The sequence below is a fragment of the Streptomyces sp. NPDC054757 genome (genome assembly GCF_053612185.1).
In genome coordinates this window covers 49,390-64,510 of sequence record NZ_JBSHBW010000008.1, presented here as the reverse complement: position 1 = coordinate 64,510, position 15,121 = coordinate 49,390, and the positions used below count along the sequence as shown (strand labels likewise).

General features: G+C 73.2%; 1 protein-coding gene. It reads right to left on the bottom strand.

The features are described 5' to 3' along the window. Positions 1–13: 13 nt before the first annotated feature. On the bottom strand, positions 14–14,482 hold the full coding sequence (locus ACWGKJ_RS13230; protein ID WP_453315728.1) for a type I polyketide synthase: 14,469 nt from the start codon (positions 14,480–14,482) through the stop codon (positions 14–16). Between the last annotated feature and the right edge of the window lie 639 nt (positions 14,483–15,121).

Here is a 15,121-nt window from a genome sequence, read left to right as displayed (position 1 = left end):
TCACGCTGGCTGGTCAGTAGATTCCGAGTTCTTTTCCGATGAAGTCGAAGACCTCGTCGTCGGACGACGATTCGAGCTTCTCGGCAACCCCGGTCTCGGCGATCTGGGCCTGGGTCTCTTTCCACTTGGAGAGGACGACCTCAAGTCGGTTGGTGATCTGGGCGGAGTCGCCGCCGGACACCGCGGCGAGCATGTCCTCCAGCCGGTCCAGTTCGGCCAGTACGGGCTTGGCCGGGCTGGACTCCTCGGTGAGGCGGACCCGCAGATGGTCGGCGAGCGCGGCCGAGGTCGGATAGTCGAAGAGGAGGGTGCTGGGCAGCCGCAGCCCGGTGGACCTGCCCAGCCGGTCCCGGAGCTCGACGGCGGTCAGCGAGTCGGCCCCGAGGTCGTTGAAGGCCCGGTCGGCCTCCACGGATTCGGCGCTCGCGTGGCCCAGCACGGCGGCGGCCTCGGTGCGTACCAGCTGGGTCAGCAGCCGGTCCTGTTCCACCCGGGGCAGGGCGGCGAGCTGGCGGGCCAGCGCGCTGCCCGCTGCCGACTCCTCGTCGGCGCCGTCGCCGTCGCCCCTGGCGGCCAGCGTTTCGGCGACCTCGGGCAGGCTCTCGATCAGCGGGCTTGGCCGGCGCAGCGTGAACGGCGGCGCGAACCGCTCCCAGTCCACGTCCGCGACGGTGACGGTCGGGCGGCCTCCGTCGAGCGCCTGGCCGAGGGCGCGGATCGCCGCGTCCGGATCGATCAGGCGCAGACCGCGCCGCTCCATGTGCCCGGTGGCCTCCTCGTCGGTCATGCCACCACCGCCCCAGGGGCCCCAGGCCACCGAGGTGGCGGCCAGGCCGCGGGCCTGGCGGTCCTCGGCCAGGGCGTCGAGGTAGGCGTTGGCCGCCGCGTAACCGGCCTGCATTCCGCTGCCCCAGGTGGCGGCGACCGATGAGAACAGTACGAAGGCGTCCAGCTCCAGGTCCGCGGTGATCCGGTCCAGGGCGGCGGCGCCTGCTGCCTTGGCCGCGAGGACCGCGGCCAGTTCCGGCACCGACGCCTCGTCCAGTGCGGTCATCTGGCCCAGGCCGGCCGCATGCATGACGGCGGTCAGCGGCGGGCCGCCGGCGCCGATCCAGTCGACCGCGCCGACCAGTGCGGACTCCTCGCCCGCGTCGCAGGCGAGTACATCCACCTGCACTCCGGCCGCTGCCAACTCCACCGCAAGCGCACGGCTGTGGGCGGCGGCGGGACCGGAGCGGCTGGTCAGGACGAGCCGCTTGGCGCCGCGACCGGCCAGCCAGCGTGCCACGCGCCCGCCGATGGCACCGGTGCCGCCGGTGATCAGGACGGTGCCGCGGGGCACCCACGGCGCCCCGCCGCCCCGCGGCTGCGCGGCGCGGGTCAGACGGCGTCCGTAGATCCCGGACGGGCGGATGGCCACCTGGTCCTCGCCGCATCCGGCGATCACCGCACGGAGCCGTTCCGCGGTCCGCTCGTCGAACTGCTCCGGCAGGTCGATCAACCCGCCGCCGTGGTCCGGGTGTTCCAGTACGACAACCCGGCCGAGCCCCCACGCCTGCGCCTGCACCGGGCCGGCCGGCGCCTTCTCCGGCGCGACGGCGACACCGCCGCGGGTCACCCCCCACACCGGCGCGAGCACCCTTTCGGCGACCAGGGCCTGCGTCAGGGTCTGGGAACCGGCCAGACCGTTCGCCAGTGTCGGGTGCTCCGGCAGCGGGGTCTCGTCCACGGCCAGCAGGGATACGACGCCCGCGACACCGTCCTCCGGGAGCGCCGCGGCGATCTGTGCCGCCAGCCGTTCCTGGTCGGTGGTCTCCGCGGTCACCAGGGGCACCACCCGGCAGCCACCGGCGGTCAGCGCCTGCGCGCAGTGCTCGGTGAGCGCCTCCGCGGCCTGTCCTGCCGGGGCCACCAGCAGCCAGTTGCCGGCCAGTTCCACCGGGGCGGGGTCCGTGACCCGCTCCCAGTCCACCCGGTACCACCAGTCGGCGGTGGCGGACCGGTCCCGTTCGCGGCGTCGCCAGGACGCCAACGCTGGCAGTACGTGGGCCAGTTGCTGCTCGTCCTCGACGGCCAGGGTGTCGGCGATCCGGGAGAGGTCGCCCTCCTCCACCGCCGCCCAGAACTGCGCCTCGGCAGCCGTTCCCGTGCCGTCACCCCAGGAGTGCGGGAGGGTCTGTATCCCGTCCGGCCAGTACCGCTGGTGCCGGAAGGCGTACGTCGGCAGCTCCACCGGCTCCGCGATGGGCAGCACGCGCTTCCAGTCCACCTGGACCCCGGTGACGAAGGCTCGCGCCAGACCGGTCAGCAGGCTCGCCACACCGTCGTCCCTGCGCCGCTGGAGCGGTACGAAGGCGGGCTCGGCACGGTCGGCACCGGCCACCGCTTCGGCGCCGAGGGACGAGAGCGAGCCGTCCGGGCCGACTTCGACGAAGACGGAGATGCCCTCCCTCCCGAGTGCGGCCACCGCGTCGGCGAACCGGACCGCCTGCCGGGTCTGCGCAGGCCAGTAACCGGCCTCCGGCTCGGCCACCAACTCACCACTCAGCGCGCCCGCCCACAACACGTCAGGCCGGTGGTACGTCAACCCGGCAGCCACAGAACCCAGTTCACCGAGCACCGGATCCATCGCCGGGGAGTGGAAGGCGTGCGACACCCGCAGCCCCCGTACCCGGGAACCCCGATCCCGCCAGAGCTCCATCACCGCGTCGACGGCCTCGGCCTCACCGGAAACGACCACGGAATCCGGCCCGTTCACCGCGGCGACCACCACATCCCCGGTCACTTCCGCGAACGAGGCGACTACCTCCGCCTCCGGCGCGTTGACCGCAGCCATCGCACCACCGGCGGGCAGCTCCTGCATCAACCGGGCACGCGCCGCCACCAACCTGCACGCATCAGGAAGCGAGAGCACCCCCGCGACGTACGCGGCAGCCACCTCACCCACCGAATGGCCCACCACCGCATCCGGCCTCACACCAGACGCCTCCAGCACACCCGCCAGAGCAACCTCGAAAGCAAACAACCCCGCCTGCGCATACAACGTCTGATCCGCAAGCCCCGAATCCACACCATCCACGCCCAGGACCACATCCCGGACCCGAACCGAGGAACCCAACTCCAGCTCCAACAACCCGCACACCCGGTCAAACACCTCAGCGAAGACCGGACTGCCCGCATACAGACCCCGGCCCATACCCGTCCACTGCGCACCCTGACCCGCGAAAATCAGACCCACCCGGGCACCCGTCCGGGCCACACCGGTCACCGTCGTACCCGACGGCGCACCCGCCGCCAGCTGACGCAGACCCGAGACCAGCTCCGCACGCTCGGTGCCGACCAGGACGGCGCGGTGCTCGAAGGCCGAGCGTGTCGCCGCCAGCGACCACGCCACATCACCCGGTTCCAGCTCCGGACGGGCCGACACCCACTCCCCCAGCCGGTCCGCCTGCGCCGCAAGACCCTCAGCAGAACGCCCCGACACCAGCCACGCACCGGCGGTCGTGTGCGCCAGCACCGGCACCGCGTCCCGCTCCGGCCGGGCCGCCCCGGATCCCGCATCGGCGGACTCGCCGGCCTCGGCGGGGTCCTCGGGCGGGGCCTCTTCCAGGATGACGTGGGCGTTGGTGCCGCTGATGCCGAACGCGGAGGTGGCTGCCCGCCGCGGGCGCTCCCCGGCCGGCCATGCCACCGGCTCCGCGAGCAGCCGCACTTCGCCGGCCTGCCAGTCGATGTGCGGCGAGGGCTCGTCCACGTGCAGGGTGCGCGGCAGCTGCTCGTGCCTCAGTGCCAGCAGCATCTTGATCAGGCCCGCCATACCGGCGGCGGCCTGGGTGTGGCCGATGTTGGACTTCACCGAGCCCAGCCAGAGCGGCCGGTCCGCCGGGCGGTCCTGGCCGTAGGCCGCCAGCAGCGCCTGGGCCTCGATCGGGTCGCCGAGCGGGGTGCCGGTGCCGTGTGCCTCCACCGCGTCCACCTCGTCCGGGGTGAGGCGGGCATCGGCCAGCGCCGCGCGGATCACACGCTGCTGGGACGGGCCGTTGGGGGCGGTCAGGCCATTGGACGCACCGTCCTGGTTGATGGCGGAGCCGCGTATGACGCCGAGGACCCGGTGCCCGTTGCGGCGGGCGTCCGAGAGCCGCTCAAGCACCACCATGCCGGCGCCCTCACCCATACCCATGCCGTCCGCTTCGGCGGAGAACGCCTTGCTGCGCCCGTCCGCCGCCAGCCCGCGCTGCCGGGCGAAGCCGACCATCTCCCACGGGGTGGCCATCACCGCGACCCCGCCGACCAGTGCCAGCGGGCACTCCCCGGACCGCAGGGACCGGGCGGCGGTGTGCAGCGCCACCAGCGAGGAGGAGCAGGCGGTGTCCACCGTCATCGCCGGGCCTTCGAGGCCGAGTACGTACGAGACACGGCCGGAGATGATGCTGGTCGCGTTCCCGGTCACCAGGTGTCCCTCCACCTGGGCCGCGCTCTCCTCGCCGCCGAGCTGCATGCTGGCCAGCGCGTAGTTGGAGGAGTAGCCGCCGATGAACACACCGGTACGCGAGCCGCGCAGGGTTGCCGGGTCGAGGCCGGTGGACTCCAGCGCCTCCCAGGAGAGTTCCAGCATCAGACGCTGCTGCGGGTCCATGGCCAGTGCCTCGCGCGGGCTGATTCCGAAGAAGCCCGCGTCGAACCGGGTGGCCTGGTGGAGGAAGCCGCCCTCGCGGGTGTACGAGGTTCCGGCGTGCGAGGGGTCGGGGTCGAACAGGGCGTTCTTGTCCCAGCCCCGGTCCTTCGGGTAGCCCGAGATCCCCTCGCCGCCGCCGGCCAGCAGTTCCCAGAGCTCTTCCGGGGTGTTGAGGTCGCCGGGGAAACGGCAGCTCATGGCGACGACGGCGATCGGGTCCTCGCCCGTGCGGTCCGGCAGCTCCGGGGTCGCGGCGCTGCCTGCCGACGCGGTGTTCATGTCCAGAGCGCCGAGCAGCGTGGTCCGCAGGTGCTCGGCGAGCACCGCGGGGGTGGGGTGGTCGAACATGAGCGTTGCCGGGAGCCGGAGCCCGGTCATTGCGGCGATGCGGTTGCGCAGCTCGACCGAGGTGAGCGAGTCGAAGCCCAGCTCGCTGAAGGCGCGGTTCGGTTCGACCTCGTCGAAGTCGGCGTGGCCGAGCACTCCGGCGGCCTCGTCCCGGATCCGGCCCACCAGGAGCCGGTCCTGCTCGGTCCTGGACAGTCCGGCCAGCTGCCGGCCCAGTTCGCCCTCGGCCTGCTGTGCGCCACTCTCGGTGCGCCGGACGGCCTTGAGCTGCTGGACCTCGATGAGGTCGCGCAACAGCGGGGCCTCCAGAGCCTGTTCCTGCCCGGGTGCGGAAGCGAAGGCGTCGAGGTCGAGGTCCATCACGGTCAGTACGGTGTCGGTGCCGGCCAGTGCGGTGCCCAGGGCCTTGACCGCGAGCGCCGGGTCCATGAGGACCTCCCAGCGGTTGCGGCGCAGCCGCTGCCGGGCCGCCTCGGTGGCCTGGGACACGCCGTCGCCGGACCAGGGGCCCCAGGCGACGGCGAGCGCCGGAAGCCCACGGGAGCGCCGGTTCTCCGCCAGGGCGTCCAGGAAGGCGTTGGCCGCCGCGTAGTTGGCCTGCCCGGCACCGCCGAAGGTGGCTGCGGCCGAGGAGAACAGCACGAAGGCGTCCAACTCGCGGTCGGCGGTCAGTTCGTCGAGGTGGACGGCTCCTGCGGCCTTGGCGGCCAGGGCGTTCGCCAGCCGGTCGGCGTCCAGCCGGTCCAGCACCCCGTCGTCGAGGACGCCCGCGGTGTGCATGACGGCGGTCAGCGGCGGTCCGTCGGAGGCGATCCGGTCCAGGAGGGCGGCCAGCTGGGAGCGGTCCGCGCTGTCGCAGCGACGGATCTCCACGGTGGTGCCGGAGGCTGCCGCGCTCGCGGCGAGTGCGGCGGCGCCCGGGGCTGCGGCGCCCGACCGGCTGGCCAGCACGAGCCGTTCGGCGCCGCGGCCGGCCAGCCAGCGGGCGACATGCCCGCCGACGGCGCCGGTGCCGCCGGTGATCAGGACGGTGCTGCGGGGCGTCCACTCCCGGTCCGCGGCGGGCTGCGGGGCCCGGGTCAGCCTGCGGGCGAGGATCCCGGCGGACCGGATGGCCACCTCGTCCTCCCCGCAGCCTGCGAGGACCGCGCACATCCGGCTCGCGGCCCGGTCGTCCAGGACCGCGGGCAGGTCGATCAGCCCGCCCCAGCGGTCGGGCTGTTCCAGCGAGACGACCCTGCCGAGTCCCCAGGTCTGGGCCTGTACGGGACGGGTCAGCGGGTCGCCGGGCGCACTGGCCACCGCCCCGGTGGTGACCATCCACAGGGGTGCGGTGATCCCGGCGTCGGACAGCGCCTGCACCAGGGTCAGCGTCCCCGCCAGCCCGCCGGGCAGCGCGGGGTGCCGGGCGGTCGGCTCCTCGTCCAGCCCCAGCAGCGACAGCACCCCGGCCACCGAAGTGGGTGCGTCCTGCGCTGCGTCAGGTCCGGCCGCCCCGGCGTGGCCGGGGTGCAGAGCCCGTACGAGATCGGCGGCCAGCGCTCCACGCTCCGCGGTGCCCGTGGCCACCTCGACGGCCTCGGCCCGGACGCCGCGCGCGGTCAGCGCGCCGACGCACGCCCGGACCAGGTCCGCGGTGCCGCCGGTGTGCTCTGCGGGGACCGCCACCAGCCAGGTGCCGGCCGGCTTGGCCGGTGCCGGGTCGCTGAGCGGCGTCCAGCTGACCCGGTAGCGCCAGTTGCCGGTGACGTCGCGCTCCCGCTCGCGCCGCCGCCAGGACGCCAGCGAGGGGAGCACCTCACCGAAGGGCTGCGCTCCGTCCACGGCGAGGGTGTCGGCGAGCTGCCGCAGATCGCCTTCCTCGACGGCCGCCCAGAAGCGGGACTCGGCCTCGCCTGCCGCACCGGCCCCGCCGATGGCGTCCGTGACGGGTCCGGCCGGGCGGTCGGCGCCGAGCCAGTAGCGCTGGTCGCGGAAGGCGTACGTGGGCAGGTCGACACGGCTTCCGGTGGGCAGCACCCGGCGCCAGTCCACGGCGGTGCCCGCCACGTGCACCTGGGCGAGGGCGGCCAGCAGCCGCTGGGGGCCGCTGTTCTCCCGGTCCACCGTCCCGGTGATCACCGGGGTGCCGACCGATGTCAGCTCCTCGATGCTCTCGCTGATCCCGGTGGTCAGCACCGGCTGCGGGGAAACCTCGACGAAGGTCCGGTTCCCGGCCGATGCCAGTTCCTGTACCGCCTCGTGGAATCGCACGGTCCGGCGTACGTTGGCGAACCAGTAGCCGGCGTCCAGCTCCGCGCCGTCCACCCAGCGGCACTCGACGGTGGAGAACATCGGTATCCGCCCGGCCTCCGGCCGGATGCCGGACAGGCGCTCGGTCAGTACCCCGGACAGCTGCGCCACCCCGGCCGAGTGCGCCACGAAGTCGGTCACCGGGACCGGCCACCGCATGATGTGGCGGGCCGCCAGCTCGGCGCCGAACTCGGCCAGCGCCTGGGTCTCACCGGAGACCACGGTGGCGGCGGGCCCGTTCACCGCGGCGACGGCCAGCCGGTCGCCCCAGGGCTCCAGCAGTTCGCGTACGGCCGCGGCGGGCATCACCACCGACAGCATGCCGCCGCCGGTGCCCAGACCGGACAGCTCCTGGCTGCGCACCGCCACGACCCTGGCCGCGTCCGGGAGGGAGAGGATGCCGGCCACCGTGGCAGCGGCGATCTCCCCCTGCGAGTGGCCGACCACCGCGCCGGGGGTGACACCCGCGGCCTCCCAGACCGCGGCCAGCGACACCATCACCGCCCACAGCGCCGGCTGCGCCACGTCGGCACGCTCCAGCCCCGGCGCCCCGTCCGCACCGGCCAGCACATCGGCCGGCGACCAGTCCACGTACGGTTCGAGCGCCGCGGCGCACTCCGCGAACCGGGCCGCGAACACCGGCGATGCGGACAGCAGTTCCCGGCCCATGCCGGCCCACTGGGCGCCCTGGCCGGGGAAGACGAAGACGGGCTCGTCGCCCTCGACGGCCGCGGCGGTACCGGCGACCACCCGGGGGTCGCTCTCCCCGGCGGCCAACGCGGCCATTCCCGCAGCGAGTTCGGCACTGTCGCCACCGGTCACCACAGCCCGGTACTCGTGCACCGAGCGGGTCGCCGCAAGGGACCAGGCGACATCAGCGGGGTCCGCCCCGGGGTGAGTCGCCAGGTGCTCCGCCAACCGGGCCGCCTGCCTGCGCAGACCGTCCGCCGTACGCCCGGACACCAGCCAGGCGACACCGCCGGTCGCGTCGAGGACCGCGGGGGGCCGCGGCGCCGCGGCCTCAGCGGCCCCGGCCCCGCCGGACGGGCCGGTGGCCGCGACCACGTCCGACCCGGCCGGCTCCGGGGCCTCTTCGAGGATGACGTGCGCGTTGGTGCCGCTGACGCCGAAGGAGGAGACCCCGGCCCGTCGTGCCCGCACGCCGTCGGACGGCCAGGGCTGCGCCCTGGTCAGCAGCCGTACGTCGCCCGCTTCCCAGTCCACGTGCGGCGACGCCTGCTCGGCGTGGAGGGTTTGCGGCAGCTGCTCGTGCTGGAGCGCCAGGACCATCTTGATCAGGCCGCTGATACCGGCCGCGCCCTGGGTGTGCCCGATGTTGGACTTCACCGAGCCCAGCCAGAGCGGCCGGCCGTCGGGGCGGCCCTGGCCGTAGGTGGCCAGCACCGCCTGTGCCTCGATGGGGTCGCCAAGGGTGGTGCCGGAGCCGTGTGCCTCCACCGCGTCCACATCGGCCGTGGTCAGCCCGGAGCCGGCCAGCGCCTCCCGGATCACCCGCTGCTGCGAGGGTCCGTTGGGCGCGGTGAGGCCGTTGGAGGCACCGTCCTGATTGACGGCGGAGCCGCGCACCACGGCCAGTACGGGGTGGCCGTTGCGCCGGGCATCGGAGAGCCGCTCAAGGACCACCATGCCGACGCCCTCGGCGATGCCCATGCCGTCCGCGTCGGCGGAGAACGACTTCGAGCGGCCGTCCGGGGCCAGCCCGCGCTGCTTGCTGACCCAGACGAACAGTTCCGGGGTGGACGCGACGAAGGCGCCACCGGCCAGCGCCAGCGTGCACTCCCCCGAACGCAGCGCCTTCGAGGCCATGTTGACGGCCACCAGCGCCGAGGAGCAGGCGGTGTCCACGGTGACCGCGGGGCCCTCAAGGCCGAAGCTGTAGGCGATGCGGCCGGAGAGCACGCTGGTCGTGGTGCCGGTCAGCAGGTGCGCCTCCAGGCCCTCGGTGGCGTCCGGGCGGGACAGGCCGTAACCGGCGAAGCTGGCGCCCGCGAACACCCCGGTACGGCTGCCGCGCAGCGAGCCGGGGACGATACCGGCCCGCTCCAGGGCCTCCCAGGACGTGCCGAGCAGCAGCCGCTGCTGCGGGTCCATGGCCAGCGCCTCGCGGGGGCTGATCCCGAAGAAGCCCGGGTCGAACCCGGCGGCGTCGTAGACGAACCCGCCCTGGCGTACGTATGCGGTGCCCGGCGCGTCCGGATCCGGGTCGTAGAGGGCGTCCAGGTCCCAGCCGCGGTCCTGGGGGAAGGCCCCGATCGCGTCGGTGCCGGTGGCCAGCAACTCCCAGAGGTCCTCGGGGGACTTGACGCCGCCGGGGAAGCGGCAGCCCATGCCGACGACGACCACCGGATCGTCGTCCGCGGCCACCGTGTCCGGGACGGGGGTGGCGCCGGCACTCGCGGTCCGGCTGCCCAGCAGCTCGGTGACCAGATAGCCGGCCAGCACCGTGGGGCTGGGGTAGTCGAAGAGCAGTGTGGCGGGCAGCTTGAGTCCGGTGGCGGTGGCCAGCCGGTTACGGAGTTCGACCGCGGTCAGCGAGTCGAAGCCCAGCTCGCTGAAGGCCCGGCCGCTGCCGACCGCCTCCGGAGAGGCGTGCTCCAGCACGGCTGCCGCTTCGCCCCGGATCAGTTGGGTCAGGGTGCGCTGCTGCTCGGTCCCGGTCTGCTCGGCCAGCTGCTGCACCAGCGGGCTGCTCGCCCCGGGCTCGACGTTCTGCTCGGAATCGGTGCCCGCGAGGGCCTCGACGACCTCGGGCAGTCCGTCGATCAGCGGGCTCGGCCTACGCAGGGTGAACGGCGGGGCGAACCTCGCCCAGTCCACGTCCACCACCGCCGGCCGGGTCTCGCCGCAGTCCAGGATCCGGGCCAGTGCGCCGGTGGCCAGGTCCGGGTCCATCAGCCGCAGCCCGCGCCGCTCCAGCTGGACGCCGTCGTCACCGGTGCTGGTGGTACCGACGTTCCACGGGCCCCAGGCCACCGATACCGCGGTCGCGCCGCGGGCCCGCCGTTGCTCCGCCAGCGCGTCCAAGTAGGCGTTGGCCGTCGAGAAGCCGGGCTGGCGGCCGCCGCCCCAGACGGCGGCGACCGAGGAGAACAGAACGAAGGCGTCGAGGTCCGATCCGGCGGTCAGCTCGTCCAGTACGGCTGCCGCGCCCGCCTTGGCCGCGAGCACCGGGGCGAGCTGCGTGGCGTCCAAGCCGTCCACCGCGACGCTGTCGACCACCTCCGCGAGATGGAAGACCGAGGACAGCGCCGGTCCGGACGCCTCGGTCCAGGCCAGTGCCCCGGCCGTCCGGGCGCGGTCGGCCGCGTCGCAGTCCAGTACGTCCACCCGGCATCCCCGGGCGGCCAGTTCGGCGGCGAGCGCGGCAGCACCCTCGGCCTCGGGGCCTGCGCCGCCGGTGAGCACCAGCCGGGCGGCACCGCGTGCGGCGGCCCAGCGCGCGACCTGCCTGCCCACGGCTCCGGTGCCGCCGGTGACCAGGACGCTTCCGCGTGGCCTCCACTCCTGGTCCGCCGCGCTCAGCTGCGGGGCTCGGGTCAGCCGCCGTCCGAGGATCCCGGCCGGACGGATCGCCGCCTGGTCCTCTCCGCAGCCCGCGAGCACCGCGCCCAGCCGGGCAGCGGTCTTCCCGTCCTGCCCGTCGAACTCGGCAGGCAGATCGACCAGCCCGCCCCAACGCTCCGGATGCTCAAGACCGACCACCCGGCCGAAGCCCCAGATCTGCGCCTGCACCGGGTCGGCAGGCGCCTCACCGGGCCCGGTCGCGACGGCGCCGCGGGTGGCCACCCAGAGCGGGGCCTCGACCTCGGCGTCGCCGAGACCCTGCACCAGGCCGAGCGTCGCACCCAGCCCCACCGTCACCGCCGGGTACGCGGCCATCGGCGTCTCATCCAGCGCGAGCAGCGAGAACACCCCGGCGAATCCGTCCACCGGGACCACCGCGCGGACCTGCTCGGCCACCGTCGACCGCCCGGCGGCCCCGGCCACCTCCAGCAGCTCGACATCCGCTCCGCGCGCCATCAGCACCTCGCGGCACTGCCCTGTCCGACCGCCCTCGGCGGAGCCCGCGGGAACTACGAGCAGCCACGTACCGGACAGCCGGGCCTGGCCCCTTTCGGCAACCGGCGTCCAGCCCACCTGGTAACGCCAGTCGGCGGTGGCCGTACGCTCCTGCTCCCGGCGCCGCCAGGACGCCAACGCAGGGAGTATCTCGGCCAGTTGCTGCTGGTCCTCCAGAGCCAGTGCGTCCGCGACACCCGAGAGGTCACCGCCCTCGACGGCCGCCCAGAACCGGGCCTCCGCCTCGGTCGACGCACCATCCGCACCGGCCACCGCCGTGGCGGAGGGCTCCAGCCAGTAGCGATGACGCTGGAAGGCGTACGTGGGCAGCTCCACCGCCGCACCGGCCGGGAGAACCTTGCCCCAGTCGACGGGGAGCCCGTTCACATGCGCCTCTGCAAAGGACCGCAGGAGACGCGCGGCCCCGGCATCCTCCTGAGCCAGCGTGCCGATCGACAGCACCTCACCGACCCCGGCGTCCTCCGCCGTCTCCGTCACCGAAGCAGTCAGCACCGCATGCGGCGACACCTCGACGAACGCCCCGTAACCGGCGTCCAGCAGGCTCCGTACGGCTTCCTCGAACCGCACCATCCGCCGCAGATTCGCGAACCAGTAGGCCGCGTCCACCTCCTGACCCGTGAGCCACTCACCGGTCACCGTGGACACCATCGGCACCCGACCGGTACGCGGGACGATCCCGGACAGCTCCCCCTCCAACTGCCCCGCCAACGGATCCACCGCCGGGGAGTGCGCCACGAAATCCGTCGCCGGAATCCGCCAACGCATCACCCTGCGAGCGGCCAACTCCCTCTCGAACTCAGCCAACGCCTCCGGATCACCTGAGACCACCACGGCGGCCGGGCCATTCACCGCGGCTACCGACAACCGGCCGTCCCAGCCGTCCACCAATTCCCGCACCGGATCGGCGGGCATGACCACCGACACCATCGACCCCGACACCGCGAGCCCGGACAGCGCCTGAGACCGCACCGCCACCACACGGGCCGCATCCTCCAGCGACAACATCCCCGCCACCGTCGCCGCAGCGATCTCACCCTGCGAATGACCCACCACCGCGTCAGGGGCGACACCCGCCGCCTCCCACACCGCGGCCAGCGACACCATCACCGCCCACAGCGCGGGCTGTACGACTTCGGCCGCCTCCAGCTCGGGAGCCCCGTCCGCGCCCGACAGAACACCACTCAGCGACCAGTCCACATACGGGGCAAGCGCAGCCTCACACTCCGCGAGACGGGCGGCGAACAACGGCGAGGAGCCCAACAGCTCCCGCCCCATCCCCACCCACTGCGCACCCTGACCCGCAAAAACAAACACCGTCCGACCGGTCGAACGCGCCACCCCCGACACCACCGAAGGCGAAACCACCCCCGAAGCCAGCCCGTCCAGACCGGACAACAGCCCGTTCCGGCCATCCCCGACCACCACACCACGGTGCTCGAACACCGACCGGCCGGCAGCCAACGACCACGCCACATCAGCCGGCTCCAGCGACGGGCGACCCGCGACCCACTCCCGCAGCCGGTCGGCCTGCGCGGTCAGCCCCGCGACGGACCGGCTCGACACCAGCCACGCAGCAGCCTGCCCATCCGAGAGCACCGCCGGCCCGGCAGATCCCACAACTTCCTCGGCGGGCCCATCCAGCACATCGGCCTCGCCCGGCTCCGCAGGCCCGACCTCCCCGACCGGCGCCTCCTCCAGGATCACGTGCACATTCGTGCCACTCATCCCGAAACCGGACACACCCGCCCGCCGCACCCGCTCACCACTCGGCCACGCAACCGGCTCAGCCAGCAGCTCCACGCCACCCGCCGACCAGTCCACGTGCGGCGTCGGCTTGTCCACATGCAGCGTGCGGGGCAACTCGCCGTACTGCAGGGCCAGTACCGTCTTCATCACACCCGCGACGCCCGCGGCGGCCTGGGTGTGGCCGATGTTGGACTTCACCGAACCCAGCCACAGCGGCCGGCCCTCCGGACGCTCCCGGCCGTAGGTCTCCAGCAGCGCCTCGGCCTCGATCGGATCACCCAGCCTGGTCGCCGATCCGTGTGCCTCCACCACGTCCACGTCGGACGCCGATACACCGGCGTTGGCCAGTGCCGCTCGGATCACCCGCTGCTGCGCGGGCCCGTTGGGCGCCGTCAGACCGTTCGACGCGCCGTCCTGGTTGATCGCCGAACCACGCATCACAGCAAGGACCTTGTGCCCGTTGCGCCGCGCGTCCGACAAACGCTCCACCACCAGGAGGCCCACACCCTCGGCCCAGCCCGAGCCATCCGCCCCCTCGCTGAACGACTTGCAGCGCCCGTCCACCGACATGCCCCGCTGCCGGGAGAAGCCCACGAACACGGAGGGTGCGGAGATCACCGTGGAGCCGCCGGCCAGCGCCAGCGAGCACTCCCCGGAACGCAGCGCCTGGGCCGCCATGTGCAGAGCCACCAGCGAGGACGAGCAGGCGGTGTCCACCGTCACCGCCGGGCCCTCCAGGCCGAAGGTGAACGCCAGCCGCCCCGAGGTGACGCTGGTCGACACGCCCGTGAGGAGGTGACCCTCGGAGCCGCCGGACCTGGTCGAGGGGTCGGTGCCGTAGCCCTGTCCGTAGGAGCCGGCGAACACGCCGGTGGCCGAGCCGCGCAGCGAGTCCGCGTTGATGCCGGCCTGTTCGAACGCCTCCCAGGCCACTTCGAGCAGCACCCGCTGCTGCGGGTCCATGGACACGGCCTCACGCGGACTGATCCCGAAGAATTCCGCGTCGAAGCCGGTGGCGTCGTAGACGAAGCCGCCGTGCCGCGCGTACGAAGTGCCCGGGTGGTCCGGGTCGGGGTCATAGAGGTTCTCCAGGTCCCAGCCGCGGTCCTGCGGGAACGGGCCGATCGCGTCGGTGCCCGATGCGAGCAGCTGCCACAGGTCATCGGGGCCGTGGACACCGCCGGGGAAGCGGCAGCCCATCCCGACGATCGCAATCGGCTCCTGGCCCCGTTCCTCGACCTCGGCCAGCCGGCGGCGGACCTGACGCAGATTGGCCGTCACGAGCTTGAGGTAATCGCGGAGCTTGTCTTCGTTGGCCATCTGAATCCGCCATCCCTGCTTGCCGAGAATACGCCGCTGCTGATCTCCGCGACCGCGATGCGGGTTACCTGGGAATTACGCAAAATTGATGCAAGGGCAACAGGGGAAGAACACCCGCGCCCGGCTGTGGAATACAGTCACGCTTTCACCGCGGAAAGGCCCCGGGGCCCCTGCCGCACAACACGCCACCTCACGATTGCCGTCAGTAACTTCAAGACAGAGATACCGGGTGACGTTGATGAATACCCTGAGAGTCGAGCCCACCGGCGACAGGAACATATCCAGAGCCCATGAGTGCCGCAACGTCTCAGTTGAACGCCCGCGACCAGGGTGAGAAGGCCGGAGCCGGGCGTTCGATCTGCTCACTGAGCAGGGAAGTCACGCACTCTTCGGCGGCCCCCGGATCGCAGTAATTACTCGTCGGAAAGGGCGCAGGACTCGGCGGGCGTGGAAGCGGCGGACAACGGGCGCGGAACGGCGGTATTCGGGCGGGGAACGGCGGCCCGTGGGCGCTCGGCGGAGATGAACGGGCTAAGGGCTGTCCCGTGATCCCTGGTGGATCAGCGCGCGGCGTCAGATGCGGTGCATCGCAAGGCGGAGGGGCGTCCGCATACTGGTTGTATTCGGGCGTTCCGACAA